We start from the raw sequence: 26295 nt of genomic DNA, 5'->3' as shown, positions 1-26295 counted from the left end.
GGGCGGTGCGCGGAGTTGCGCATGACAACGCGTCAGTTCTTTCCTCCCGCACGGGGGACGCGTCAGTTCCGGGTGTCCGCGAAGGCGACACGAACGGGTGAAGCGGTGGGCACGCGTGTCCCCTGTGGTCTCCACCGGTAACCTCACACTCATGGCCTCACGTCCTTCCGCAGCCAAGAAGCAGCCCGCCAAGAAGGCGGCTGCTCCCGCGAAGGCTGTGGCGAAGAAGGCCGCCGCGAAGAAGGCCGTCCCGAAGAAGGCGCCGGCGAAGAAGGCGCCTGCCAGGAAGGCCGCGGTCCGCAAGCCCCCGCCCCCGCCGGCTCCCAGCCCCACCGGAGGCGTCTACCGGCTCGTCCGCGCCGTCTGGCTCGGTCTGGCGCACGCCGTGGGCGCGGTGTTCCGCGGCATAGGGAACGGCGCGAAGAACCTCGACCCGGCCCACCGCAAGGACGGCGTCGCGCTGCTGCTGCTGGGCCTCGCCCTGATCGTCGCCGCGGGCACCTGGGCCGACCTGCGCGGTCCCGTCGGCGACCTCGTCGAGATCCTGGTGACCGGCTCGTTCGGCCGGCTCGACCTGCTCGTACCGATACTGCTGGCGGTCATCGCCGTGCGCTTCATCCGGCACCCGGAGAAGCCGGAGGCCAACGGGCGCATCGTGATCGGTCTGTCCGCGCTCGTCATCGGCGTGCTCGGACAGGTCCACATCGCCTGCGGCGCGCCCGCGCGCAGCGCCGGCATGCAGGCCATAAGGGACGCGGGCGGTCTCATCGGCTGGAGCGCGGCGACCCCGCTGACCTACGCCATGGGCGAGGTGCTCGCCGTGCCGCTGCTGGTGCTGCTCACGGTCTTCGGGCTGCTCGTCGTCACCGCGACCCCGGTCAACGCGATTCCGCAGCGGCTGCGCCGACTCGGGGTGCGGCTGGGCGTGCTGCACGATCCCCAGACGGACGAGTACGACGAGTTCTCGGACGACGAGCGCTACGACGAGCAGTGGCGTGAGGCGCTGCCCGGGCGCCCCCGACGGCGCTCGGGCGCGCCCGAGGCGTACGACCCCGACAGTGCCGAGCAGGACGCGCTCTCCCGGCGGCGCGGCCGCCCCCGGCGCTCGGCGGTGCCGCAACCGGCCATGGACCGGCAGCCGGACGCCGTGGACATCGCGGCGGCCGCCGCGGCCGACCTCGACGGCGCCGTCCTGCACGGGATGCCGCCCTCGCGGACCGTCGCCGACCTCACCCAGGGCGTCAGCGTCGGCGACCGGGAGCCGACTACGCCGACACCCGTGCCGGCGCCGGCCGCGGCGCCCGTCCCCGCGCCGGCGGCGCGCCCCAGGCAGGAGAGGCTCAGGACCGACCAAGCCGTGCCGGACCTGACCAAGTCGGCTCCCGAACATTCGCGCGAGCTGCCGCCGCGCGCCGAGCAGCTCCAGCTCTCCGGCGACATCACCTATGCGCTGCCCTCGCTCGACCTTCTGGAGCGCGGCGGCCCAGGCAAGGCGCGCAGCGCCGCCAACGACGTCGTCGTCGCGTCGCTGACCAACGTCTTCACCGAGTTCAAGGTCGACGCCGCCGTCACCGGCTTCACCCGTGGGCCGACGGTCACCCGTTACGAGGTCGAGCTCGGGCCGGCCGTGAAGGTCGAGCGGATCACCGCCCTCGCCAAGAACATCGCCTACGCCGTCGCCAGCCCCGACGTGCGGATCATCAGCCCCATCCCCGGCAAGTCCGCGGTCGGCATCGAGATCCCGAACACCGACCGCGAGATGGTCAACCTCGGTGACGTACTGCGCCTGGCCGAGTCCGCCGAGGACGACGACCCGATGCTGGTCGCCTTCGGAAAGGACGTCGAAGGCGGTTACGTCATGCACTCGCTGGCGAAGATGCCGCACATCCTGGTCGCCGGCGCCACCGGCTCCGGCAAGTCGTCCTGCATCAACTGTCTGATCACCTCGGTCATGATGCGGGCGACCCCCGAGGACGTCCGGATGATCCTGGTCGACCCCAAGAGGGTGGAGCTGACGGCCTACGAGGGCATCCCGCACCTGATCACACCGATCATCACCAACCCGAAGCGGGCGGCCGAGGCGCTCCAGTGGGTCGTACGCGAGATGGACCTGCGCTACGACGACCTAGCCGCCTACGGCTACCGCCACATCGACGACTTCAACCGGGCCGTGCGCGAGGGGAGCGTCAAGTCGCCCGAGGGCAGCGAGCGCGAGCTCCAGCCGTACCCCTACCTGCTGGTGATCGTCGACGAGCTCGCCGACCTGATGATGGTCGCGCCGCGGGACGTGGAGGACTCCATCGTGCGCATCACGCAGCTCGCGCGCGCGGCGGGAATCCACCTGGTGCTGGCCACGCAGCGCCCGTCGGTCGACGTCGTCACCGGCCTGATCAAGGCGAACGTGCCCTCCCGGCTCGCCTTCGCCACCTCCTCGCTCGCCGACTCGCGGGTCATCCTCGACCAGCCGGGCGCCGAGAAGCTGATCGGCAAGGGCGACGGACTGTTCCTGCCGATGGGCGCGAACAAGCCCACCCGTATGCAGGGCGCCTTCGTGACCGAGGCCGAGGTCGCGGCCGTCGTCCAGCACTGCAAGGACCAGATGGCCCCGGTCTTCCGGGACGACGTCACCGTGGGCACGAAGCAGAAGAAGGAGATCGACGAGGACATCGGCGACGACCTGGACCTGCTGTGCCAGGCGGCCGAGCTGGTGGTCTCCACGCAGTTCGGGTCGACGTCCATGCTCCAGCGCAAGCTGCGGGTCGGCTTCGCCAAGGCGGGACGGCTGATGGACCTCATGGAGTCGCGGAACATCGTCGGGCCCAGCGAAGGGTCCAAGGCGCGTGACGTTCTGGTGAAGCCGGACGACTTGGACGGCGTCCTCGCGGTGATCCGAGGGCAGTCTGAGGGGTAGACGTCAGTCGAGGGAACCGGGTGCCGGCCGTGACTCACCCGTTAGAAAACGCTGAGCAACCGTTTCCCCTTGCCGTACGTCCAGTTGAGCGAGAGGCAGGTGCGGTTCCCCGTCAGGGGCCCCGTGACCGGCCCGTCATCGATGTGTCCGGGCCATACCGATGGCGTACAAAGTCCCACCGTCCGGTTGCCCCTCCCTTCGGCACCCCCCCTAGACTGAACCTCCAGCACAGGTGGCTATCCGCTCGAAAGGCGCCCCCGTGTCCATCGGCAACTCCCCTGAAGACGAGCGTCCGTTCGAAGACCCGTCCGAGGAAGCCCCCTTCTCCATCGGTCGTGCCCTGCGGCAGGCGCGCATCGCGGCCGGTCTGACCGTCGACGACGTCAGTACGGCCACCCGGGTGCGCATCGCCATCGTGCACGCCATCGAGGCGGACGACTTCACCCCCTGCGGCGGGGACGTCTACGCGCGCGGGCACGTCCGGACCCTGGCCAGGGCCGTCCACCTGGACCCCGCCCCCTTGATCGACCGGTACGACGCCACCCACGGCGGCCGCCCCGCGCCGACCCCCGCGGCACCCCTGTTCGAAGCGGAACGCATCCGCCCCGAGCGCCGGGGACCCAACTGGACCGCTGCCATGGTCGCCGCGATCGTCGCGGTCGTCGGCTTCGTCGGCTTCACCGCCTTCCGGGGCGGCGACGACGGGTCGAAGGAACAGGTCGCCGAGGGCGCGACTCCCACCATCGGCAAGACCGCCTCGCCCACGCCGAAGACCCACAAGCCGGTCGACGAGACGCCCGAACCCTCCGACAGCGCCATCGCCGCGGCGCCGCAGGACAAGGTGACCGTCCAGGTCGTCGCCGCCGACGGACGCAGCTGGGTCTCCGTCAAGGACCACACCGGCCGCCTGCTCTTCGACGACCTGCTCAAGAAGGGCGCCTCCCGCACCTTCCAGGACAGCCAGAAGATCAACCTCATCCTCGGCGACGCCGGCGCCGTCGATCTGTACGTCAACGGCAAGAAGCTGAACGACGACTTCCAGCCGGGCGCGGTGGAGCGGCTGACGTACACGAAGGGCGACCCGCAGGTCGGATGAGCGGCCGTTTCCCGTGTGACGGGGGCCTACGACGGGGTCGGCGAAGATCGTCAACCCCGTCGACGTCCGCTGTCGGCAGGACAAAGTAGTCTTGAGCCCATGCCTGAACGCCGTACCGTCGCACTCGTCACTCTTGGCTGCGCCCGCAACGAGGTGGACTCGGAGGAGCTCGCAGGCCGTTTGGAGGCGGACGGCTGGCAGCTCGTGGAGGACGCCGAGGACGCGGACGTCGCCGTCGTCAACACCTGCGGCTTCGTCGACGCCGCCAAGAAGGACTCCGTCGACGCCCTCCTGGAGGCCAACGACCTCAAGGGCCACGGCAGAACTCAGGCCGTCGTCGCGGTGGGCTGCATGGCCGAGCGGTACGGCAAGGAGCTCGCCGAGGCCCTTCCCGAAGCCGACGGCGTGCTCGGCTTCGACGACTACAGCGACATCTCCGACCGCCTTCAGACCATTCTGAACGGCGGCATCCACGCCTCCCACACCCCGCGTGACCGGCGCAAGCTGCTGCCGATCAGCCCGGCCGAGCGCCAGTCGGCGACCGACGTGGCGCTGCCGGGCCACGGCGCGCCGACCGACCTCCCCGAGGGCCTGGCCCCGCAGTCCGGCCCCCGCGCCCCCCTGCGCCGACGGCTGGACGGCGCTCCGGTCGCCTCCGTCAAGCTCGCCTCCGGCTGTGACCGGCGCTGCTCCTTCTGCGCCATCCCGTCGTTCCGCGGCTCCTTCATCTCCCGCCGGCCGAGCGACGTGCTGAACGAGACGCGGTGGCTGGCCGAACAGGGCGTCAAGGAGGTCATGCTGGTCTCCGAGAACAACACCTCGTACGGCAAGGACCTCGGCGACATCCGCCTGCTGGAGTCGCTGCTGCCCGAGCTCGCCGAGGTCGACGGCCTGGAGCGGGTGCGCGTCAGCTACCTTCAGCCGGCCGAGATGCGACCCGGTCTGATCGACGTGCTGACCTCGACGCCGAAGATCGCCCCCTACTTCGACCTGTCCTTCCAGCACTCCGCGCCCGGCGTGCTGCGCGCGATGCGCCGCTTCGGCGACACCGACCGCTTCCTCGAGCTCCTGGACACCATCCGCGGCAAGGCGCCCCAGGCGGGCGTGCGCTCCAACTTCATCGTGGGCTTCCCCGGCGAGTCCGAGGCCGACCTGGCGGAGCTGGAGCGGTTCCTGGACGGCGCGCGGCTGGACGCGATCGGCGTCTTCGGCTACTCCGACGAGGACGGCACCGAGGCCGCGACATACGACGGCAAGCTCGACGTGGACGTCGTGGCCGAGCGGCTCGCCCGGGTCTCCCGGCTCGCCGAGGAGCTCGTCTCGCAGCGCGCCGAGGAACGGCTCGGCGAGACCGTCCACGTGCTCGTGGAATCGATCGACGACGAAGGCGTCCACGGCCGGGCCGCGCACCAGGCGCCGGAGACGGACGGCCAGGTGCTGCTCACGTCGGGCGAAGGCCTGGGCATCGGTCGTATGGTCGAGGCGAAGGTGATCGGCACGGCAGGCGTCGACCTGGTGGCCGAGCCTTTGCAGGGCTCGTTCGGGTGTAGTGAGGAGGCGGGCAGATGACGGGTGTTCCGGCATCGGCCGCGGGCGGCCCCTCGCACGCTGCCCCGCAGCCCGCCGCCACGCAGGCCGCAGAGGCCGAGCAGGCCACGGTGACCGCCCTGGACGCGACCGCCGCCGACGTGGCCGCGCTCACCGAACCGGAGGGCGACACAAAGCCGCCACGGGGCGCGAAGCTCGCGGCCGCCGCCGTCAACCAGGCCAGTGTGTGGAACATCGCCAACCTTCTGACGATGCTCCGGCTGATCCTGGTACCCGGCTTCGTCGCGCTGATGCTGGCCGACGGCGGCTACGACCCGGCGTGGCGCTCCTTCGCCTGGGCCGCCTTCGCCATCGCCATGATCACCGATCTTTTCGACGGTCATCTGGCCCGCACGTACAACCTCGTCACCGACTTCGGGAAGATCGCCGACCCCATCGCCGACAAGGCGATCATGGGAGCGGCGCTGATCTGTCTCTCCTCGCTCGGCGACCTGCCGTGGTGGGTGACGATCGTGATTCTGGGCAGGGAACTCGGCATCACCCTCATGCGTTTCGTGGTCATCCGCTACGGCGTCATCCCGGCGAGCCGTGGAGGCAAGCTGAAGACGCTCGTCCAGGGCATCGCCGTCGGGATGTACGTCCTGGCACTGACGGGGTGGCTGGCGACCCTGAGGTGGTGGGTGATGGCCGCGGCGGTCGTCCTGACCGTGGTGACCGGGCTCGACTACGTGAGGCAGGCCATCGTGCTGCGCCGGGCGGGAATCGCCGAGCGCGAGGCCGCGGCGGAGGAGACGCAAGGGTGAATTCCACGGCCGTCGAGGTGGTGCGACTACTCACAGCCACGGGTGGCACGCTCGCCGTCGCCGAGTCGCTGACCGGCGGTCTGGTCGCGGCGGAGATCACATCGGTCCCCGGAGCGTCCAAGGTCTTCCGAGGCTCGGTGACGGCGTACGCCACCGGGCTCAAGCACGAGCTGCTCGGCGTCGACGCCGGCCTGCTGGCGGCGCGGGGAGCGGTGGACGCGCAGGTCGCGGCGCAGATGGCGGCCGGCGTGCGCAAGGCGCTGGGTGCCGACTGGGGTCTCGCGACCACCGGCGTGGCCGGCCCGGACGCCCAGGACGGACAGCCCGTGGGAACGGTCTTCGTGGCCGTGGACGGACCGTTCGGCGCGGATCCCGGTTCCGCCGCTGGCGGAAAAGTGGAGGCCCTGCGGTTGAACGGCGACCGGGCGGAAATTCGTAGAGAGAGTGTACGGAGCGTACTCGCACTGCTCCTGAGCGAGCTTGCGGGCGAACAGACCGGGAACGAGCGGGCACAGGATACGGAACAGAACGGGGGGTTTTGATGTTTGCAGCCCTGAGTGAACACGACATCGCTCCCCGCACGGCCGCAGCGCGAGGCGGTACGGTGGGGCGTGAAGGATGCGGCTACGCGGTCCGAGGAGGGAGCCACCGATGATTCTGCTCCGTCGCCTGCTGGGTGACGTGCTGCGTCGGCAGCGCCAGCGCCAGGGCCGTACTCTGCGCGAAGTCTCCTCGTCCGCCCGAGTCTCACTCGGCTATCTCTCCGAGGTGGAGCGGGGGCAGAAGGAGGCATCCTCCGAGCTGCTCTCCGCCATCTGCGACGCGTTGGACGTACGGATGTCCGAGCTCATGCGGGAAGTGAGCGACGAGCTCGCCCTCGCGGAGCTGGCACAGTCTGCAGCGGCCACCCCCAGCCAGCCTGTGCCCACGTCGGTTCGTCCGATGCTGGGTTCCGTGTCGGTGACCGGTGTGCCTCCGGAGCGGGTGACCATCAAGGCACCCGCCGAGGCGGTGGACGTGGTCGCCGCGTGAGACGCACGTGCGCCGGCCCCTGAGTCGGCGCGGGCACGTGCGCAGGTACGTGCACTGGCAAGTGTGAGGCCCCGGCCGGGGCTTCTCCGGGAAGACCCGGAGAGGGTGCGGTCGGGGTTTTTCGCGTCCGGGTCCGTTTGCCGGTGCCGATGGTCGAGGTCATCGTGGAGGGGCACTGCGGGGGCCGACCACCGGAGGTACGGATGTACGTCGTGAAGAGTCCTCTGTCCGACGCCGACCTGAAAGTCGTCTCCCAGGCGCTGCAGGGCGCGCTCGTCGATCTGGTCGACCTGTCGCTCGTCGCCAAACAGGTCCACTGGAACGTCGTCGGGCCGCGCTTCCGTTCGGTGCACCTGCAGCTCGACGAGGTCGTGGACGTCGCCCGCGCCCACTCCGACACCGTGGCGGAGCGTGCCTCGGCGCTGGGCGTCCCGCCGGACGGACGCGCGGCGACCGTGGCCGCCGGCAGCGGGATCGAGGCGGTGGCGGAGGGCTGGGTCAAGGACTCCGACGCGATCGGGACGCTGGTGGCCGCTCTGGGGGCGGTGATCACCCGTATGCGGGAACGGGTGGCGGCCACCGGCGACGCGGATCCGGTGAGCCAGGACATCTTCATCGGGATCACCGCCGATCTCGAGAAGCATCACTGGATGTTCCAGGCGGAGAACGCGTGAGACCGCGGCTCTGTCGGGTCGTACGGCCGGGCCGGCCGCCGGGTCGTCCGGCCGGGCGGACCTGATGCTCCCGGTCGTCCGGGGGGTGCGGGTGCTCCCGGTCGTCCGGGGGCGTGATGCTCAGGGTGCTTCGAGTGTTCCCCCGGGGACGGGCGGGGCACGGCGGGTTGCGGGGTGCGCCGGTGTGCCATGCGTGCGCCCTGCCGGAGAGGGGGGAGCGCGCTTAGCGTCGTCGTCCCGCGGAGTGGACGGGGCGTGGTCGCGGGCGCCGTCCACTCCTCTCGCCGGCTGCGGCGGGTCCGGCGCGGGCGAGAAAGGCCCGGCGTCTGAGGGATTCCGCGTGCGGAAGTGCTTCGGGTGACGCTCGGGCTGGAGGTGACGGGACTGTGGCGAGGCGAATAGCCGGGGGCGGGTGGGGGCGTGGGCGGGTGGCCGCTGCGGGCCTCGGCCTGGGAGCCGGGGTTGTGTGGTGGTGGGCCGTGGTGCGGCTCGCGGTGGCGCCGGACGCCGGCGTGCTGGAGGGCGCGGTCGCGGCCGGAGGGTGGGGTCTGAGCCTGCTTCCGGTGCACTGTGTCGCCAAGGCGCGGGCGGCGGGCTCGGTTGCCGACGGGCGGTGGCGGGGCGCTTGGCGGGGGGACGGACGCGGCTCGGCACGCGGGGACGGCGGGGACGGCGAAAACTGCGGAGACCACGAGAGCTGCGGGGGCCGCGAGGACGGCCGGGACCGCGGAGGGGGCGACGGGGGCACGAGGAGGGAGTGACGTGAGGCGAGCGTGGTGTGGGTCGGGGCGGGGAGACGTGGCCTGGGCACCGGCGTGGACCCGCCGCCGGCTACCAGGGCATGGCCACGCCGCCGTTCGGGCGGAGGATCTGGCCCGTCGTGAACGCCGACGCGTCCGAGGCCAGGTGGAGGACCGCGTGAGCGACGTCCTGCGGTGCGCCCACCCGGCCCAGCGGTGACATGCGGGACATGAGCGCCTCCGTGTGCGCCTGTGCGCCGGTGTCGTGGCGGTCGGTCATCGGTGTGCGGATCCAGCCCGGGGCGACGGCGTTGACGCGGATGCCGTGCCGGCCCACCTCCGTCGCCAGGGTCTTCGTCAGCTGGACGACGGCCGCCTTGGCGGCGCCGTAGCAGAGCAGGCCGGGGCCTCCGGTGTCCACGGCGCCGGACGCCATGGTGACGATGCTGCCGCCGGCGCCACGTGCCAGCATCAGCCGGGCCGCCTCCTGGCACGCGTACAGCACGCCCTTGAAGTTGACGGCCAGAACGCGGTCGAGATCCTCGTCGCGGGTCTCCAGGACCGGACTGCTGTGCATGATCCCGGCGACCGCCGCCATGACGTCCAGGCGCTCGCACGACTCCACGGCATGCCGCACCTGGGCTCGGTCGGTGACGTCGAGGCGGTGGGTGTGGGCGGCGCCGCCCTGAGCCTTGATCAGGGTCGCCGTCTCGTGCAGCCCCTCGACATCCCGGTCCGCCGTGTGTACGGTCGCGCCCGCCTGGGCGAGCAGGACGGCACAGGCACGGCCGATTCCGCTGGCGGCGCCGGTGACGAATGCGATGCGTCCGGTGAGGTCGTACGCCTTCACGGCCATGAAAGGACGGTACGAGGATTTCTGACGGTCCGTCAATCGGTGGGCGTTCACTGCGCGGTGCGGGGGAGGCGGCGGGTGTGACGCGTCGGCGGTGAGGCGGGTGCCGGGACCGGGCCCGTCTGGCAGACGGGGCACCAGTACGTGGGGCGTTCCCGGGAGCCGTCGCCCTGGTCGGCCACCCGGATCGGGGTGCCGCAGCGCAGACAGGGGCGGAAGGCGCGGCCGTAGACGAACAGGTCCTGGCCGCGGCGGCCGGTCGTGTTGCGGTTCGGGCGGTCGCGATTGGCCTCCAGGAGCTTTTTCGCCAGTGCGGGCAGCTTCGCGGCGCGGTCGGCGGGGAGGGTGCCGACCGGGAGCCACGGCGTGGCGCCCAGGAGGAAACAGAGTTCGCTCTTGAAGACGTTCCCGATGCCGGCGAGATTGCGCTGGTCGAGGAGGGCCTCGCCGAGGGCGCGCGCGGGGTCGGTGAGGAGGTTGGCGAGCGCCTGCTCGGGGTCCCAGTCGGGGCCCAGCAGGTCGGGACCGAGGTGGCCGACGGCCCGCTGCTCCTCGCCGGTGCGCAGCAGTTCGAGGACGGGCAGGCGGTACCCGACGGCCGTGCGGTCGTGGGTGCCGAGGACGGCCCGGATCTGGTGCTCCGGGCCGCCGGTCCAGCGCTGGCCGTTCGTGTACACCTTCCACGAGCCGTCCATCCGCAGGTGCGAGTGGAGCGTCAGGCCGCCTTCGACCCGGGTGAGCAGGTGTTTGCCGCGCGCGGTGACGCCGAGGACGGCGCGGCCGGTGAGGTCCGCGGTGGCGAACTTGGGGACGCGCAGATCGGAGCAGGTCAGCACCTTGCCCGCGAGGGCCTCGTTGAGTCGCCTCGCGGCCTGCCAGACGGTGTCACCTTCGGGCATGCGTCAAGGGTGACACGGGGGACAAGGGCCGGCTCGGGGGACGGAGGGGGCTCATCGTCGTCATGCGCGCAGCCGCAGGCCTCGCGGGGTCGCGATGAAGCCGGCCCTTTCCAGCAGGGCGCCGATGGGCGAGGTGAGGGCCGAGCTGCCGTTGACGCGCTCCACCGTGACCGTGCCCAGGGCGCCCGCGCGCGCGGCCTCGGCGAGGGCCTGCGCGGCGGCGTGCAGCTGTGGGTCGTCGGCGGGTGCCCCCTCGCTGTCCGCGACGGAGGGCCAGGCCAGCAGGGTCTTGCCGCCGCGCTCCATGTAGAGCGTCAGTTCGCCGTCGACGAGGACCACCAGGGAGCCGGCCTTGCGGCCGGGCTTGTGTCCGGCGCCGCTCGGCGGCTCGGGCCAGCCGAGAGCGGCGCCGTAGGCGTTCGCGGGATCGGCGGCGGCGAGGACGACGGCGCGGGAGGCCGGGGACGCCTCGCGACCGCCGTGACGCACGCCGCCGTGGCCGGGTCGGCCGGGGAAGCCCGCGGCGTTCGGGAACGCGCCGCCGCCGCGGCCTCCGCCCGTGCCGGGGGAGGCGAGGTCGCGGGGCGAGACGTACTCGTCCGAGGAGGCCGGACCCCTTCGAGGGGCGGGCGGCGAGGGGAAGGAGGCGCGGTCGCCCGGAACGTCCCACGCGTCGTCGGCCGGGAGGTCGTCGGGGAAGACGAAGTCGTCCTGGGTGTGCGGGGTCGGGTTCGGGCCGGGCAGTGCCTCGCCGCGGTCGCGGGCGTTGGCCACCGCACGCAGGCGGTCCACGGCGCCGTCCATGGCGAACTGGGCGGCGCCGAGGCCCTCGACGACGTACCCGCGGCGGGCCTGGCCGCTCTCCTCGAAGACGGACAGGATGCGGTACGTCGCGGAGAAGCCGCCCTCTACGCCCTCGGCCGCGACCGCTCCGCGCGTCACCACGCCGTGCCGGTCGAGGAGCGTGCGGGCGAGTGCGTGGGCGCGGACCGTGGGATCGGGCTCGTGGGCGGGGAGGAGGGACCAGCGGCCGGCGACGGTCGGGGGGCCGCCACGGGAGGCGGGGCGGGCCCCGGCAGTCAGCGAGCCGTAGCGGCCGCGCGGGACCGCGCGTTTGGCCCGGTGGGCCGTGGACCCGGCGGTGCGGCCCGAGCCCAGCAGGGAGCGCATCGGGGTCAGCGTGTCGTTGGTGAGCCGACCGGACCACGCCAGGTCCCAGACGGCGTCGGCGAGTTGGGGGTCGCTCGCCTCGGGGTGGGTGGTGGCGCGGACCTGGTCGGCGATCTGGCGGAAGAACAGGCCGTAGCCCCCGGTGAGCGCGTCCAGGACGGACTGGTGCAGTGCCGTCAGCTCGAGCGGGTGGGGCGGGGAGAGCAGGAGTGGCGCGGTGTCCGCCACGTACAGCGAGACCCAGCCGTCCTTGCCCGGCAGTGCGCCGGCGCCGGCCCAGACCACCTCTCCGGCCGCGGTGAGCTCGTCGAGCATCGCCGGGGTGTAGTCCCGCACGCGCGAGGGCAGGACGAGCTTCTCCAGGGCCGAGGCGGGCACCGAGGCACCCTGCAACTGCTCGATCGCGCGCACCAGTCCGTCGACGCCGCGCAGTGAGTGCCCCCTGCCGATGTGCTGCCACTGGGGCAGGAACTGGGCGAGCGCGGGCGGCGGCACCGGTTCCAGCTCATGGCACAGGGCGGCCAGGGAGCGGCGTCGCAACCGGCGCAGGACCGTCGCGTCGCACCACTCCTGGCCGATGCCCGCCGGGTGGAACTCGCCCTGGACGACGCGTCCGCCCGCCGCGAGCCGCTGGAGGGCGCCCTCGGTGACCGCCACGCCCAGGCCGAAGCGGGCGGCCGCGCCGGCGGAGGTGAAGGGTCCATGCGTGCGGGCGTGGCGCGCGAGGAGGTCGCCGAGAGGGTCTTTCACCGGCTCCGTGAACGCCTCCGGCACGCCGACCGGCAGTGCGGTGCCGAGGGCGTCCCGCAGCCGGCCCGCGTCCTCGATCGCGGCCCAGTGCTCGGTGCCGGCGATGCGTACCGGGATGGCGCGGCGGGCGACGGCCAGTTCCCGTGCCCACTGCGGTTCGCCGCCGCGCTCGGCCAGTTCGGCGTCGGTGAGCGGGCCGAGCAGGCGCAGCAGGTCCGCCACGCCCTCGGCGTCCTTCACCCGGCGGTCCTCGGTGAGCCACTGGAGTTCCTGTTCCAGTTCGGCGAGGACGTCCGCGTCGAGCAGTTCACGCAGCTCCGCCTGGCCGAGCAGCTCGGCCAGCAGGCGGGAGTCCAGGGAGAGGGCGGCGGCGCGGCGCTCGGCCAGCGGAGAGTCCCCCTCGTAGAGGAACTGGGCGACGTAACCGAAGAGCAGGGAACGGGCGAAGGGGGACGGCTCCGCGGTGGTGACCTCGACCAGGCGCACCTTGCGCGACTCCAGGTCGCCCATCAGCTCCACGAGGCCGGGGACGTCGAACACGTCCTGGAGGCACTCGCGGATCGCTTCCAGCACGATCGGGAAGGAGCCGAACTCGCTCGCCACCTGCAGCAGCTGAGCGGCGCGCTGACGCTGCTGCCACAGCGGAGTGCGCCTGCCCGGGTTGCGGCGCGGCAGCAGGAGTGCGCGGGCGGCGCACTCGCGGAAGCGCGCCGCGAACAGGGCCGAGCCGCCCACCTGATCGGTGACGATCTGGTCGACCTCGCCCTTGTCGAAGACGACGTCCGCCGCGCCCACCGGGGCCTGTTCGGCGTCGTACTCGGCGCCGGCCTTCATCGGTTCCTGGTCGAAAAGGTCCAGGCCCATCAGGTCGGCGTCGGGCAGCCGCAGCACGATCCCGTCGTCGGCGTGCATCACCTGGGCGTCCATGCCGTACCGCTCGGAGAGCTTCGCCCCCAGCGCGAGCGCCCAGGGCGCGTGCACCTGGGCGCCGAAGGGGGAGTGGACGACGACGCGCCAGTCGCCCAGTTCGTCGCGGAAGCGCTCGACGACGATCGTGCGGTCGTCGGGGATGTGGCCGCAGGCCCGGCGCTGCTCGTCCAGATAGGAGAGCACGTTGTCGGCCGCCCACGCGTCGAGGCCCGCGGTGAGCAGGCGCAGCCGGGCGTCCTCCTCGGAGAGCGAACCGACCTCGCGCAGGAACGCGCCCACCGCGCGGCCGAGCTCCAGCGGCCGGCCCAGCTGGTCGCCCTTCCAGAACGGCAGACGACCCGGAACGCCGGGAGCGGGGGAGACCAGGACCCGGTCGCGGGTGATGTCCTCGATCCGCCAGGAGCTGGTGCCGAGCGTGAAGACGTCACCCACGCGCGATTCGTAGACCATCTCCTCGTCGAGTTCACCGACCCGGCCCCCGCCCTTCTTGGGGTCGGAGCCCGCCAGGAAGACGCCGAACAGGCCCCGGTCGGGGATCGTGCCCCCGGAGGTGACGGCGAGGCGCTGGGCTCCGGGGCGGCCGGTGACCGTCCCGGCGACCCGGTCCCACACCACGCGCGGGCGCAGCTCGGCGAACGCGTCCGACGGGTAGCGGCCGGCCAGCATGTCCAGGACGGCGGTGAACGCTGACTCCGGCAGCGACGCGAAGGGAGCGGCGCGGCGGACCAGGGCCAGCAGGTCGTCCACCTGCCAGGTGTCGAGGGCCGTCATGGCCACGAGTTGCTGGGCCAGGACGTCCAACGGGTTGGCGGGCACCCGCAGGGACTCGATCGAGCCCGTACGCATCCGCTCGGTCACCACGGCCGCCTGGACGAGGTCGCCCCGGTACTTCGGGAAGACCACGCCGGTGGACACCGCGCCCACCTGGTGCCCGGCCCGTCCGACGCGCTGGAGACCGGAGGCCACCGAAGGCGGCGACTCCACCTGCACGACGAGGTCCACCGCGCCCATGTCGATGCCCAGCTCGAGACTGGAGGTCGCCACCACGGCGGGCAGCCGGCCTGCCTTGAGGTCCTCCTCCACGAGGGCGCGCTGCTCCTTGGAGACCGAGCCGTGATGGGCGCGCGCGATGACGCCCGGGGCTCCCTGGGCCGCGCCGGAGCCGCCCATCAGCTGGGCGGGGGAGTGATGCTCGCCCAGGGGCTCCCCGGTGGCGCGCTCGTAGGCGATCTCGTTCAGCCGGTTGCACAGCCGCTCGGCGAGTCGGCGCGAGTTGGCGAACACGATGGTGGAGCGGTGGGCCTGGACGAGGTCGGTGATCCGCTCCTCGACGTGCGGCCAGATCGAGGGGCGTTCGGCGCCCTCGGTGCCCTCGGCGACCGGGGAGCCGCCCAGCTCGCCCAGATCCTCCACCGGCACGACGACCGAGAGGTCGAACGCCTTGCCGGACTTCGGCTGGACGATCTCCACCTTGCGGTGCGGGGAGAGATAGCGGGCCACCTCGTCGACCGGACGGACCGTGGCCGACAGGCCGATGCGACGGGCGGGCCTGGGCAGCAGCTCGTCCAGTCGCTCCAGGGAGAGGGCGAGGTGCGCGCCGCGCTTGGTGCCGGCGACCGCGTGCACCTCGTCCAGGATCACCGACTCGATGCCGGTCAGCGCCTCGCGGGTGGCCGACGTGAGCATCAGGAAAAGCGACTCCGGCGTCGTGATCAGGATGTCCGGCGGGCGGGTGGACAGCGCACGGCGCTCGGCGGGCGGGGTGTCGCCGGAGCGGATGCCGACCTTGATCTCGGGCTCGGGCAGGCCCAGACGCACGGACTCCTGACGGATACCGGTCAGTGGACTGCGCAGGTTGCGCTCCACATCGACCGCGAGCGCCTTGAGCGGGGAGACGTAGAGGACCCGGCAGCGTTTCTTCGGATCGGCGGGCGGGGGCGTCGAGGCCAGCGTGTCCAGGGCGGCCAGGAAGGCGGCCAGCGTCTTGCCGGAACCCGTCGGGGCCACCACCAGCACGTCGGAGCCCTCGCCGATGGCTCGCCACGCGCCGGCCTGGGCCGCGGTGGGCGCGGAGAACGCCCCCGTGAACCAGCCGCGGGTCGCGGGGGAGAAGCCGTCGAGGGCCCGGTGTGCGGAGCTGACCATGCGTCCATCCTGCACCCCTCCACTGACAATGGCCCTGAGCTGCGAGAACACGGCGGGTGAAGCGATGTGTGGAGCAGCGGAAGGTCATGTTCCGAGCCCCGTCGGCGGCCGGGAGGCTCGTCGCGGAGAATGGTCGGGTGGCGGGTTCGGGTTCTCGAGAGCGGGCGCGGCACTGGCAGTACCCGGAGCTGCCCGGTGTCGACCTCCTGCGGGCCCGCTATGTCCGCAAGACGTTCGTGCGGCACACCCATGAGCACTTCGTGATCGCCGCCATCGCCGACGGCGTGGAGGTCTTCCGGCACAGCGGCTCCGATCGGCACGCGGGAGCCGGAGCGCTCGCCCTGGTCAACCCCGACACCCCGCACACCGGACGGGCCGGAGTGCCCGAGGGGTGGCGGTACGGGGCGGTCTATCCGTCCCCCGGCCTGGTGGCCGAGATCGCGGCCGAGACGACGACCCTTCGCGGCACCCCGGGCTTCGTCAGCCCCGTACTCGACGACCCCTACGCCGTCGGGCTCGTCCACCAGGTGCTCCGAGCCGCCGAGGAGGGCAACGCGCTGGCCGCCGACACGCTGCTGCGGGTCGCCGTCACGCGGCTGCTGCGGCTCAACGGCGGGCCGCTGCCGCAACGGGAGGTGGGGTCAGCCGGGGCACGGATCGCCGCACGCGCACGCGGTGTGCTGGAGGAACGACTGGCGGCCCCGCCCACGCTGGAACAGCTGGCAGCGGATCTGGGAACCAGCCCGTTCGCCCTGCTGCGGGCCTTCCGGGACGCGTACGGACTTCCGCCCCACGCCTGGCTCACCGACGTCCGCGTGCGTCGGGCGCGACGGCTGCTGGACGCGGGGACGGCGCCGGCCGAGGTGGCCGTCATGGTGGGATTCACCGACCAGCCCCACCTAAACCGCCATTTCGCACGCATCGTGGGAGTCCCCCCGGGCGCGTACCAGCGGGAGCGCAAGAACGTACAAGACCCGCCCGGGCCGCTGCTCGTATCGTCCCGGTCGTGGCAGAACAGACAGCTTTGACGGACATACGAGCCGACGGCGGAGCAAAGCCCGACGCCGCCGTCGTACGGGACTCCCTCGGGGTCGGCATCGCCGTGGGACTCTCCGGATTCGCCTTCGGGGTGACGTCGGCGGGCAGCGGACTCTCGGTGTGGCAGACCTGCGCGCTCAGCCTCCTGGTGTTCACCGGCGCGTCCCAGTTCGCGCTCGTCGGCGCGCTGGCGGCGGGCGGCAACCCCCTGACAGCGGCCGCGGGCGCCTTCTTCCTGGGGGTGCGCAACGCGTTCTACGGGCTGCGGCTGTCGCAGCTGCTGGCCCTCCCGCGCGCGATGCGCCCGCTCGCCGCCCACTGGGTGATCGACGAGACGACCGCTGTCTCGCTGGCGCAGCCGGGGCGGCGCGCCGCGCGCCTCGGTTTCGCGGTCACCGGGCTGACCCTGTACGTCCTGTGGAACCTCACCACACTGTTGGGCGCCCTGGGCGCCGAGGCCATCGGCGACACCGACACGTGGGGGCTGGACGCGGCCGGCCCGGCCGTATTCCTGGCCTTGCTCGCGCCGATGCTCAAGACCGCGGCCGACCGGACCGTGGCCGCGATCGCGGTCCTCCTCGGGCTCGGACTGCTCCCCGTCCTGCCCGCCGGAGTGCCCGTCCTGGCGGCCGCGCTCGCCGTGCCGGTCGTCCTGTACCTCGAGGGCCGGCGCGGAGCCGGCCGCGACGACGCGGAGGAGAAGCGTTGAACACCTGGATCGCGATCGCCGCGACGGCGCTCGGCTGCTACGCCGTCAAACTCGCCGGACTGCTCGTCCCCGCGGGCGCGCTCGAACGACCTCTGGTCAGGCGCTCCGCCGCGCTGCTCCCCGTGGCGCTGCTGGCCGCCCTCACGGCCCAGCAGACCTTCGCGGACGGGCACGCGCTCGTGCTGGACGCCAGGGCCGCGGGGCTGGCCGCGGCCGCCGTCGCCGTCGTGCTGCGGGCTCCCTTCCTGCTCATAGTCGCGGCAGCCGTGGTGGTGACGGCGGGGGCCCGGGCCCTGGGCGGCTGAAGGGGGCGGGACGGACGGCCGGGCCGAGAGAGGACGCGGGCGGCGGACCGGGGTCGCACGCGGGCGGGTAGGGCGGCAGGCGGACGGGAGGTCCGGCGGGGGCGCGGCCGCGGCCTCGTGGACGTCGCGGACGGTGGCCGCCTCCGGTCAGCCGATGGCGCGGCCGTAGGCCCGCAGGGTGCGCAGCGCCTCGATCGTCACGATGGGGCGTCCCTCCAGGGCGGTGCCGGGCGCCCAGCGACGCCAGTGGACGGGCCAGCCGCCGTCCTCCTCCTGCGCGCCGGCGAGGTGGTCCAGGGAGCGCGCCATCTCGTCGTCGGTGAACCACGCGCGCGCGAGGGAGTGCGGTGTCCGCGCGAAGTCGTACGGGAAGTGGTGCTCACCGGGGGCGTAGCCGGAAGGGACCGGCCAGGCGTCGAGGCGGTCCGGCTCCAGCACGACCATCCGGTGTGCGCGCACCAGGCGGCCCAGACGGTCGGCGGCCGACTCCGCGCGCGGGCGGTCGGGAACGGCGTCCAGGAAGGCCACCGCGGCCTGGATCTCGTACGGATGCGACCGCTCCAGGGAGTCCACCGCCTGCCAGCAGAAGTCCGTGGCCCGGAACAGCCAGGCGTGCCACACGTCGTTGCGGTGCAGCAGACCCACCACCGGCCCGGTGGCAAGCAGGTCGCTGGGCGGGTCGTCCACGATCGGGATGAACGGGGCCGCCGGGTAGCCGCGCTGGCTGGGAAGGATCGCCGGCAGCGCGCCGTCGCCGGTGGACACGGACGTCAGGTAGTCGCACATCCGCTCCACGCGCCTGCCGCCGAGACGCCCGACGCAGTCCAGCACCCGCAGGGCGTGCGCGGTGTGCAGGGGCTGGCTGACGGGACCGCGCAGATCGGGCTCCAGCGCGTGGCCGTATCCTCCGTCCTCATTGCGGTAGGCGTCGAGGGCGGTCTCGACGGGGTCGGCGGAGCCGTGCAGGAAGTCGTGCGCGAAGAGGCGCTGCTCCAGTACGCGCGCGGTGAGCCAGACGAAGTGCTCGGCGCGGAAGAGCGGGGAGTGCGCCGGGGGCGTCGGGGGGAGTGGGGATGCTCCGGTTTCGGCCATGCGTCAGACCGTAGGGCGGAAAGCGGTCTCGGCAGGCGCTCACGGATGGGGACGCCCCCGAGGGCGGGATACTGGTGTCATGCGGTTGACGGTCTTCTGGCAGCGGATGGACGAGCACTTCGGCACGGGGTACGCCGAGACCTTCGCGCGCGATCACGTGATGACGGAACTCGGCGGACGTACCGTGCACGAGGCGCTGGCGCAGGGCTGGGCGGCCAAGGACGTGTGGCGCGTGGTCTGCGCGGTGATGAACGTTCCTCAGGAGATGCGCTGATAGGTCGAGAAGATCGCAGGTGGCGGTCCGATTGTCGGCGGCGTAGGCGAGACTTGCTCCGTGGCACCCACTGACGACACCGGGCAGACGGCCCGGAACGCACCCCCGCACGGCACGACGCCGCCCTCCGGGCCTCCTCCGGCCGACGGCGGCGCCGCGCAGGGCGCGCACATGCCGCGCTGGCTGCCACGCGCCATGGTGCTCGCGCTCGCCCTCGTCGCGGCGTTCCAACTCGGCACGTGGGCGTTCCACCAGCTCGTCGGCCTGCTGCTCAACGTGCTCATCGCGTTCTTCCTGGCACTCGCCGTGGAGCCCGCGGTCAGCCGGATGGCCGCCCGCGGGATGCGCAGGGGGTTCGCCACCTGTCTGGTCTTCTTCGGTCTGCTGATCGTGGTCGCCGGCTTCTTCACGCTGCTCGGCTCGATGCTCGCGGGGCAGATCATCAAGATGATCGAGGGCTTCCCGGAGTACCTGGACTCCGTGATCCACTGGATCAACACCACGTTCCACACCGAGCTCAGGCGCGTGGACGTCCAGGAGGGCCTGCTCCACTCCGACTGGCTGCGCAAGTACGCGCAGAACAGCGCGGCAGGCGTCCTGGACGTCTCCACCCAGGTCCTCGGCGGTCTTTTCCAGCTGCTGACGATCGCCCTGTTCTCGTTCTACTTCGCCGCGGACGGACCGCGTCTGCGGCGGGCACTGTGTTCCGTCCTGCCGCCGGCCAAGCAGGCCGAGGTGCTGCGCGCCTGGGAGATCGCCGTCGACAAGACCGGCGGCTACCTCTACTCCCGCGGGCTGATGGCGCTGATCTCCGGGGTGGCGCACTATGTGCTGCTGCAGGCCCTCGGTATCCCGTACGCGCCCGTGCTCGCCGTCTGGGTGGGCGTGGTCTCGCAGTTCATCCCCACCATCGGCACCTATCTGGCGGGCGCCCTGCCCATGTTGATCGCCTTCACGGTCTCGCCGCTGTACGCGCTGTGGGTGCTGATCTTCGTCGTGGTGTACCAGCAGTTCGAGAACTACATGCTGCAGCCCAAGCTGACCTCGAAGACCGTCGACATCCACCCTGCCGTCGCCTTCGGCTCCGTGATCGCGGGCACCGCCCTCCTCGGAGCGATCGGTGCGCTTGTCGCCATCCCGGCGGTGGCCACGCTGCAGGCGTTCCTGGGCGCTTATGTGAAGCGGTACGACGTCACGGACGATCCGCGCGTCCACGGCCACCGGGGACGTGGCGAGGGGCCCGGGCCGCTCGCGCGCGTGCAGCAGCTGTGGACCCGGGCACGCACCCGGACGGGCGGCTCGCGGGACGGGTCCGGCTGAGAGGCGGAAACCGGGCGTCGGGGTTCGGGGGCAGGGCTCGTCGGCAGCCGCAGTAGGTGAGGACCGCCCACACCACTGCGGCCGCGACGACCGCGGCCGCTCAGCAGCCCAGCCGCCGCGGTGATCCGCCACCGCACCCTCTAGCCAGGGGGCCTGCGGGACGACATCAGCCAGGCCGGCGCGGGAAGTGCCAGGACGGCGTGCGGGCTGACTCCGTGCAGCGGCTTGAGCGGGCCCGTGGAGTGGTACGCCGTCTCCTGGTGGCCGGTGCGGGGGAGCACGACCCCGCGCGCCGTCATCGCCGCCCCCGAGGCGAGCGCTGCCAGCAGGATCGCGAACCCGGAACGCACCGCGAGGGCCATCCCCGCCGGGCCGGCCGGCGCCGGAAGGACACCACGGCGAACACCTGCCGGCGACGTGTGAACGTAGCCTCGGGAGTGCCGCGTGGTGCGCTTGACATCAAAATCGAACATCCGTTCTTATGGAGGCTCCGGCGGCTCTCGGAGTGGGGGTTGTTTCCCGCTATGGGCCGATATGCGCCCGAGTTATCCACAGGCCGGACGGGCGTCGAGGCGCATTGTCAGTGGCAGGCGTTAGCGTCTTTGACGTGAAGCGATCGACTCAAGCAAACCGGGTGGAACCCATGGCAGGAACCGACCGCGAGAAGGCGTTGGACGCCGCACTCGCACAGATTGAACGGCAGTTCGGCAAGGGTGCGGTGATGCGCCTGGGCGAGCGGCCGAACGAGCCCATCGAGGTCATCCCCACCGGGTCGACCGCACTCGACGTCGCCCTCGGTGTCGGCGGGCTGCCCCGTGGCCGCGTGGTGGAGGTGTACGGGCCGGAGTCCTCCGGTAAGACGACGCTGACGCTGCACGCGGTGGCGAACGCGCAGAAGGCCGGCGGCCAGGTCGCGTTCGTGGACGCGGAGCACGCCCTCGACCCCGAGTACGCGAAGAAGCTCGGCGTCGACATCGACAACCTGATCCTCTCCCAGCCGGACAACGGCGAGCAGGCTCTGGAGATCGTGGACATGCTGGTCCGCTCCGGCGCCCTCGACCTGATCGTCATCGACTCCGTCGCCGCGCTCGTCCCGCGTGCGGAGATCGAGGGCGAGATGGGCGACAGCCACGTCGGTCTGCAGGCCCGTCTGATGAGCCAGGCGCTGCGGAAGATCACCAGCGCGCTCAACCAGTCCAAGACCACCGCCATCTTCATCAACCAGCTCCGCGAGAAGATCGGCGTCATGTTCGGCTCCCCGGAGACCACGACCGGTGGCCGGGCGCTGAAGTTCTACGCCTCGGTGCGACTCGACATCCGTCGCATCGAGACGCTGAAGGACGGTACGGACGCGGTGGGCAACCGCACCCGCGTCAAGGTCGTCAAGAACAAGGTCGCCCCGCCCTTCAAGCAGGCAGAGTTCGACATCCTCTACGGGCAGGGCATCAGCCGCGAGGGCGGCCTGATCGACATGGGTGTGGAGCACGGCTTCGTCCGCAAGGCGGGTGCCTGGTACACGTACGAGGGCGACCAGCTCGGCCAGGGCAAGGAGAACGCGCGCAACTTCCTCAAGGACAACCCCGATCTGGCCAACGAGATCGAGAGGAAGATCAAGGAGAAGCTGGGCGTCGGCGTGCGCCCGGACGAGTCCGCCGCCGAGCCGGCCACGGACGCCGCAGCGTCCGCCGGCGCGACCGCGGACGACGCCAAGGCGGTTCCGGCTCCCGCAGCCAAGGCCGCCAAGCCCAAGGCCGCGGCTGCCAAGAGCTGATCCATGACACGACGAACGGACTGGGCCGAGTACGTCCACCCCGACGCCCCGCGGGGGACGGGCAGCGGGGTCGACGGCGGCCTGTCCCTGGACGGCGACGACCGGTCGGGCACCGGCCGGGCAGGGGGCGGTGACGAAGGCAGTCCACGTGGCGGGCGTGGGCGCCGTCGGCGCGGCTCCCGGAAACCGTCCACCGAGGACGGAGGCGCTTCTTCCTCGTCGAGGGCCGAGAGGGAGCAGCCTTCGGGGGACCCGGCTGAGCGGGCACGGGCGATCTGCCTGCGCCTGCTCACCGGGACCCCGCGCACGCGGAAGCAGCTCGCCGACGCCCTGCACAAGCGGGAGATCCCCGACGACGTGGCGGAGGAGGTGCTTTCGCGGTTCGAGGAGGTCGGACTGATCAACGACGGCGCCTTCGCGGACGCCTGGGTGGAATCCCGGCACCACGGCAGAGGACTGGCCCGGCGCGCGCTCGCGCAGGAGCTGCGGACCAAGGGCGTCGACCAGGAGCTGATCCAAGAGGCCGTAGGCCGGCTCGACTCCGAACAGGAGGAGGAGACGGCGCGCGAACTCGTCGCCCGCAAGCTGCGCGCGACCCGCGGTCTCGACCGCGACAGACGGCTGCGCCGCCTCGCCGGCATGCTCGCACGCAAGGGCTACCCCGAAGGCCTGGCCCTGCGGGTGGTCCGGCAGGCGCTGGAGGAAGAGGGCGAGGACACGGACTCCCTGGGGGACGACGGGTTCTGAGCGCAGCCGCCACCTTCGTGTGCGCTGATGCAGCGACGTCGGCCAAGGACTGCCAGCAGGTCTCCCGTCGTCGGACGGGGGTTGAGCGACGTCGGCCCCTCCAGGGGCAGGAACGCCTCGCGTCCCCGGAGGACCGAGCACGTTCCCCGTCGGGCGCCCACGCCGTCGCCCACGCCGCCGCGTCCCGCCGCGACATCGGGCCCGCCCGCCGAATCCGCCGCTCGAGGCCGGCCCCTCGGCCCTCGCCGGTGCGGCTACGGCGTCACAGGGAGGCCCGCCGCCTTCCACGCCTGGAAGCCGCCGACGAGATCGGTCGCCCGGTGCAGTCCCAGTCGGTGCAGGGACGCGGCGGCCAGGCTCGACGCGTACCCCTCGTCGCAGATCACGATGGCCCGCACGGCATGGCTCGTGGCCTCGGGGAGGCGGTGACTGCCCTGAGGGTCGAGACGCCACTCCAGTTCGTTGCGCTCGACGACCAGCGCGCCGGGGATCAGCCCGTCCCGCTCCCGCAGAGCGGCGTACCGGATGTCGACGAGCAGAGCCTCGCCCGCGCGGGCGGCGTCGAACGCCTCCCCGGCCTCCACGCGCGCGTAACCGGCACGGACACGCTCGAGCAACTCATCGATCCCCGAGGGCTGTTCGTCGTGCCGCTTGTCGTGCCGTTCGTCGTCGCCCCGCTGTCGCTTCCGGGGCCTGCTCGCGTCGGTCACTGCCAGTCCTCCGGACGCTCGACCTGCTCCAGCCGCAGCACCTGCCCGGTACGGCTGTAGCGGCGGATGCGGGGCAGCGGCGGGTAGTAGGCGTGGACGGAGACAGCGTGTTCCTCGGTGGACTCGTTCAGGACCTCGTGGACGTGGTGGCGGCCGAAGGACCGGCCCCGGCCGGCCGGCAGGGTGCGCGAGCGGTCCACGCCGTCGGACAGCTCCAGAGTCCGCCAGCCGTCGGTGGGCAGCCGGGCGGCGAGCGAGGACTCCTTGAGTGTTCCCCGCGCGGTCAGGAACGCTCCCACCGAGTCGGCGTGGTCGTGCCAACCGGTGCCGGTGCCCGGAGGCCAGCCGATCAGCCAGGCCTCGCTGCCGCCCGGTCCCTCCAGACGCACCCAGGTACGGCCCTGCGGATCGAGAGGGAGCGAGGCGATCAGCGCGGCGTCCGCGGCCGTACGCCGGACGAACTCGAGGAGGTCCGCCTGCGTGGGCGCGGCGGCGGAAGGGGGCGACGAGGGGGTGGCGGGGAAGGAGGAAAAGAGGGGTGCGGAGACAGACACGGAAGCCGTCCTGGGAACGTTCGCGGAGGGCGCGGGCCGCACACGTGCGGGGGCGCATCGGCGGCGCGCGCCGGGGGGAAGGGTTGCGAGTTCAGCAGGACGGACGACACACGCAGCCCGCATAGCGGACGAGGTCCATATGGACCCTCCGCCACAGGCGTACATCGGTGTCGGTCACGATCCGGAGTACAGCATGCCGGTGCACCGAGGTCAACTCACCGTCACCCTGTGGACCGCACGGTGACGACGGCGCGGGCAGCGCGGCCCGGCGACCGGCCTGTCGCAGGGTCACCGTGGGGCGCTGCCCCGTTCCACGGCCGCCGTCCGAGCCCCTCTCGTCACACCGGTCCGCAGCCGCCCGCCGTCGCGCCGCACCGTCACCTCCGAGCCCCCGCTCGCGCTCACGCTTGGTGGCCGCGCTCTCGCCGCGAAGCCCCGGCATCCCGCCGCCGCGGAGTTGGCCGTCATGTGGCCGTGAAGCCCGCCGTCAGAACAATGCCGGTGGGTGGTCCCATGGCCGTCGAGGCCGTCGAGGCCGTCCTCACGTCGCTGCGGAGGCCGCCCGGGCTCCCGCGGCGGACGTCTCCTGGGCCGACTGCGCCGGGCCGCCCACGGCCGCCTCCGCCGCGGCGTACAGGTCGGCCGCGCGCACCCCGTTGAGCGCGGTGACGAGATGGCCGTCCGGCCGGATCAGCAGGACCGTATGGGCGGCCGCGCCCGGGTAGCTCTCGGCCACCAGCAGCTCGGCGGGGCACGGCAGGGCCGTCACCGCGGCGGCCAGCCGGGGCATGATCCCGGCGCCGACCCAGTGCCGGCGCTCCCACACGCCGGTGCCCGGTGCGATCAGCAGCACCAGCAGGGCGCCCCGGCCGAGCCGGTCCCGCAGCTGAACGAACGAGCCGTCCTCCCCGGTCACCCGGATGTCCTCGACGGGTGCGCCGGGGGATGTGTCCACCGGGGCCTCCGCCTCCAGGTGCCGGGGCGCGAGGGGGGACCCGGCGTACGATCCCGGCGCGCCCAGCGGGCCGCGTCCCAGGTGGCCGTCGGTGAGCAGCGCGTCGTGACCGCGGGCCGCGCCGGGGACGTACGCCCTGATGCCCCCGCCGCCGCGCAGCAGCGGGAGCGCCTGGTCGGCGGCCCGCAGCCGGGCGGCGACGACCGCGCGGCGCTCGGCCTGGTAGCTGTCGAGAAGTGCCTCGTGCGGCCCGTGATGCCAAGTCAGGGCCAGCTTCCAGGCGAGGTTGTCGGCGTCCCGCAGGCCCTCGTCCAGACCCTGGGTGCCGAGCGTGCCGAGCAGGTGGGCGGCGTCCCCCGCGAGGAAGACCCGGCCCACGCGCCAGCGCCGGGCGAGCCGGTGGTGCACGGTGTGCACGCCGGTGTCGAGCAGCTCGTACGGGGGCGTGGAACCGCCGCTCCAGCCCGCCAGGGTCTCGCGGACACGCGCCACCAGCACCTCGGGCGTGACCAGGTCCTTGCCGGGCGGCAGCAGCCAGTCGAGCCGCCAGACGCCGTCCGGCAGCGGACGGCCCGTGACCTCCGCGGCGGGGGGACCGGAGGTCCGCCACGGCGGGGTCCGGTGAAGCAACGCCTCGCCGTCCCAGGGAAGTTCCGCGCGCAGCGCGGCCACGGCGTGTCGCTCCACCGCCGTACGGCCGGGGAAGCGGATGTCGAGAAGCTTGCGGACGGTGGAGCGGGGGCCGTCGCAGCCGATCAGATAGCTGCCGCGCCACCAGGTGCCCTGCGGGCCGCGGGTGTGGGCGGTGACCCCGGTCGGCTCCTGTTCGAGGCTGTCCAGACGGCTGTCCACGGCGATCTTCGCCAGCCGTTCGCCGGCGAGGGCCGTGCGCAGGAACCCGGTGAGCACGTGCTGGGCGATGTGCAGCGGCGCGGGCTCGGCGTCGTCGTCGAACGCGATCTCCTGCGTCACCTGCTTGCGCCGCATCGACCGCCATCCGGACCAGCGCACCCCGGCGTCGGCGAGGGACGCTCCCGTCAGTCTCTCCAGGAGGGCGACGGTGTCCTCACGCAGCACGACAGTGCGCGCGAGCCGCTGCTCGTCCTTGCCCGGGCCCTCGTCGAGGACCACGGACGGCACCTGCTGGCGCGCCAGCGCCAGGGCGAGCGTGAGCCCCACCGGCCCCGCTCCGACGATGATCACCGGGTCCACGGCGCGGCACTCCCTGCCTTCGACGGTGTCCTCGCGGGCTTGGGTGAACAAGAGGTT

General features: G+C 72.6%; 23 protein-coding genes and 1 pseudogene. 15 read left to right on the top strand and 9 right to left on the bottom strand.

Annotated elements, in window-relative coordinates:
- Nucleotides 1-151 precede the first annotated feature (151 nt).
- The 8 genes from C6376_RS00655 (at nt 152) to C6376_RS44920 (ending at nt 8825) form a co-directional block, all read left to right on the top strand.
- Nucleotides 152-2911 carry a DNA translocase FtsK gene (locus C6376_RS00655; RefSeq protein ID WP_173985552.1) on the top strand — a complete coding sequence of 920 codons (2760 nt, stop codon included), beginning with the start codon at nt 152-154 and terminating at the stop codon, nt 2909-2911.
- A 259-nt stretch (nt 2912-3170) separates the two neighbouring features.
- Nucleotides 3171-4007, top strand: coding sequence for a helix-turn-helix domain-containing protein (locus C6376_RS00650; RefSeq protein ID WP_107441608.1), 837 nt, complete (start codon nt 3171-3173; stop codon nt 4005-4007).
- A gap of 99 nt (nt 4008-4106) precedes the next feature.
- Nucleotides 4107-5576 (top strand): 30S ribosomal protein S12 methylthiotransferase RimO, encoded by a 1470-nt coding sequence (gene rimO, locus C6376_RS00645; protein ID WP_107441607.1) that lies wholly within the window; start codon nt 4107-4109, stop codon nt 5574-5576.
- Nucleotides 5573-6358: a CDP-diacylglycerol--glycerol-3-phosphate 3-phosphatidyltransferase gene (pgsA, locus tag C6376_RS00640; protein ID WP_107441606.1), complete on the top strand. Its 786-nt coding sequence runs from the start codon at nt 5573-5575 to the stop codon at nt 6356-6358. Before rimO ends, pgsA begins: the two co-directional genes overlap by 4 nt.
- Complete coding sequence (locus C6376_RS00635) at nt 6355-6900, top strand: CinA family protein (protein ID WP_107441605.1); 546 nt, start codon at nt 6355-6357, stop codon at nt 6898-6900. Before pgsA ends, C6376_RS00635 begins: the two co-directional genes overlap by 4 nt.
- Nucleotides 6901-7009: 109 nt before the next feature.
- Nucleotides 7010-7390: a helix-turn-helix domain-containing protein gene (locus tag C6376_RS00630; protein ID WP_057575292.1), complete on the top strand. Its 381-nt coding sequence runs from the start codon at nt 7010-7012 to the stop codon at nt 7388-7390.
- A 203-nt stretch (nt 7391-7593) separates the two neighbouring features.
- The gene (locus tag C6376_RS00625; protein WP_107441604.1) at nt 7594-8064 is read left to right on the top strand and encodes a Dps family protein; all 471 of its coding nucleotides are present in this window, start codon (nt 7594-7596) and stop codon (nt 8062-8064) included.
- A 428-nt stretch (nt 8065-8492) separates the two neighbouring features.
- Entirely contained in the window at nt 8493-8825 is a 333-nt protein-coding gene (locus C6376_RS44920; protein WP_107441603.1) for a hypothetical protein, read from the top strand.
- 70 nt (nt 8826-8895) lie between these two features.
- Here C6376_RS44920 and C6376_RS00615 read toward each other — a convergent pair whose 3' ends face one another.
- From C6376_RS00615 to C6376_RS00605, 3 genes are read right to left on the bottom strand one after another with little or no spacing between them, the layout of a single operon-like run.
- Nucleotides 8896-9660, bottom strand: coding sequence for an SDR family NAD(P)-dependent oxidoreductase (locus C6376_RS00615; protein WP_107441602.1), 765 nt, complete (start codon nt 9658-9660; stop codon nt 8896-8898).
- 47 nt (nt 9661-9707) lie between these two features.
- Complete coding sequence (locus C6376_RS00610) at nt 9708-10556, bottom strand: Fpg/Nei family DNA glycosylase (RefSeq protein WP_107441601.1); 849 nt, start codon at nt 10554-10556, stop codon at nt 9708-9710.
- 60 nt (nt 10557-10616) lie between these two features.
- On the bottom strand, nt 10617-15551 hold the full coding sequence (locus C6376_RS00605) for an ATP-dependent helicase (RefSeq protein ID WP_107441600.1): 4935 nt from the start codon (nt 15549-15551) through the stop codon (nt 10617-10619).
- 86 nt (nt 15552-15637) lie between these two features.
- Here C6376_RS00605 and C6376_RS00600 point away from each other — a divergent pair, with 86 nt between their 5' ends.
- Genes C6376_RS00600 through C6376_RS00590 form a run of 3 tightly spaced genes read left to right on the top strand, consistent with a single transcriptional unit; the run spans nt 15638 to nt 17603 of the window.
- Nucleotides 15638-16579 carry an AraC family transcriptional regulator gene (locus C6376_RS00600; protein ID WP_107448701.1) on the top strand — a complete coding sequence of 314 codons (942 nt, stop codon included), beginning with the start codon at nt 15638-15640 and terminating at the stop codon, nt 16577-16579.
- The gene (locus C6376_RS00595) at nt 16558-17298 is read left to right on the top strand and encodes an AzlC family ABC transporter permease (RefSeq protein WP_107441599.1); all 741 of its coding nucleotides are present in this window, start codon (nt 16558-16560) and stop codon (nt 17296-17298) included. Before C6376_RS00600 ends, C6376_RS00595 begins: the two co-directional genes overlap by 22 nt.
- Complete coding sequence (locus C6376_RS00590) at nt 17295-17603, top strand: AzlD domain-containing protein (RefSeq protein WP_107441598.1); 309 nt, start codon at nt 17295-17297, stop codon at nt 17601-17603. The genes C6376_RS00595 and C6376_RS00590 overlap by 4 nt, the downstream gene beginning before the upstream one ends.
- Nucleotides 17604-17750: 147 nt before the next feature.
- Here the strand turns inward: C6376_RS00590 and C6376_RS00585 are convergent, their stop codons facing one another.
- Complete coding sequence (locus C6376_RS00585; RefSeq protein WP_107441597.1) at nt 17751-18695, bottom strand: hypothetical protein; 945 nt, start codon at nt 18693-18695, stop codon at nt 17751-17753.
- Between the two features lie 79 nt (nt 18696-18774).
- Here C6376_RS00585 and C6376_RS00580 point away from each other — a divergent pair, with 79 nt between their 5' ends.
- Together C6376_RS00580 and C6376_RS00575 are read left to right on the top strand one after the other, a co-directional pair.
- Complete coding sequence (locus C6376_RS00580; RefSeq protein ID WP_107441596.1) at nt 18775-18969, top strand: DUF3046 domain-containing protein; 195 nt, start codon at nt 18775-18777, stop codon at nt 18967-18969.
- A gap of 60 nt (nt 18970-19029) precedes the next feature.
- Nucleotides 19030-20289, top strand: a complete 1260-nt coding sequence (locus C6376_RS00575; RefSeq protein WP_107441595.1) for an AI-2E family transporter — start codon at nt 19030-19032, stop codon at nt 20287-20289.
- Between the two features lie 100 nt (nt 20290-20389).
- Here the strand turns inward: C6376_RS00575 and C6376_RS00570 are convergent.
- Nucleotides 20390-20669: pseudogene (locus C6376_RS00570) on the bottom strand (hypothetical protein); the annotation flags it as partial.
- A 263-nt stretch (nt 20670-20932) separates the two neighbouring features.
- Here C6376_RS00570 and recA point away from each other — a divergent pair.
- Nucleotides 20933-22060, top strand: a complete 1128-nt coding sequence (gene recA / locus C6376_RS00565) for a recombinase RecA (RefSeq protein ID WP_107441594.1) — start codon at nt 20933-20935, stop codon at nt 22058-22060.
- 3 nt (nt 22061-22063) lie between these two features.
- Nucleotides 22064-22807, top strand: coding sequence for a recombination regulator RecX (recX, locus tag C6376_RS00560; RefSeq protein WP_107441593.1), 744 nt, complete (start codon nt 22064-22066; stop codon nt 22805-22807).
- A gap of 254 nt (nt 22808-23061) precedes the next feature.
- Here recX and C6376_RS00555 read toward each other — a convergent pair whose 3' ends face one another.
- From C6376_RS00555 to C6376_RS00545, 4 genes are all read right to left on the bottom strand, one after another.
- The gene (locus C6376_RS00555) at nt 23062-23433 is read right to left on the bottom strand and encodes a rhodanese-like domain-containing protein (RefSeq protein ID WP_254076325.1); all 372 of its coding nucleotides are present in this window, start codon (nt 23431-23433) and stop codon (nt 23062-23064) included.
- 80 nt (nt 23434-23513) lie between these two features.
- The gene (locus C6376_RS00550) at nt 23514-24071 is read right to left on the bottom strand and encodes a cysteine dioxygenase (RefSeq protein WP_107441591.1); all 558 of its coding nucleotides are present in this window, start codon (nt 24069-24071) and stop codon (nt 23514-23516) included.
- Between the two features lie 91 nt (nt 24072-24162).
- Nucleotides 24163-24513, bottom strand: a complete 351-nt coding sequence (locus tag C6376_RS46310) for a putative leader peptide (protein ID WP_319595950.1) — start codon at nt 24511-24513, stop codon at nt 24163-24165.
- A gap of 99 nt (nt 24514-24612) precedes the next feature.
- Nucleotides 24613-26238 (bottom strand): FAD-dependent monooxygenase, encoded by a 1626-nt coding sequence (locus tag C6376_RS00545; RefSeq protein ID WP_107441590.1) that lies wholly within the window; start codon nt 26236-26238, stop codon nt 24613-24615.
- Between the last annotated feature and the right edge of the window lie 57 nt (nt 26239-26295).

It is taken from the genome of Streptomyces sp. P3, assembly GCF_003032475.1.
GTDB lineage: Bacteria > Actinomycetota > Actinomycetes > Streptomycetales > Streptomycetaceae > Streptomyces.
This window is presented reverse-complemented; position numbering and strand designations above follow the sequence as displayed.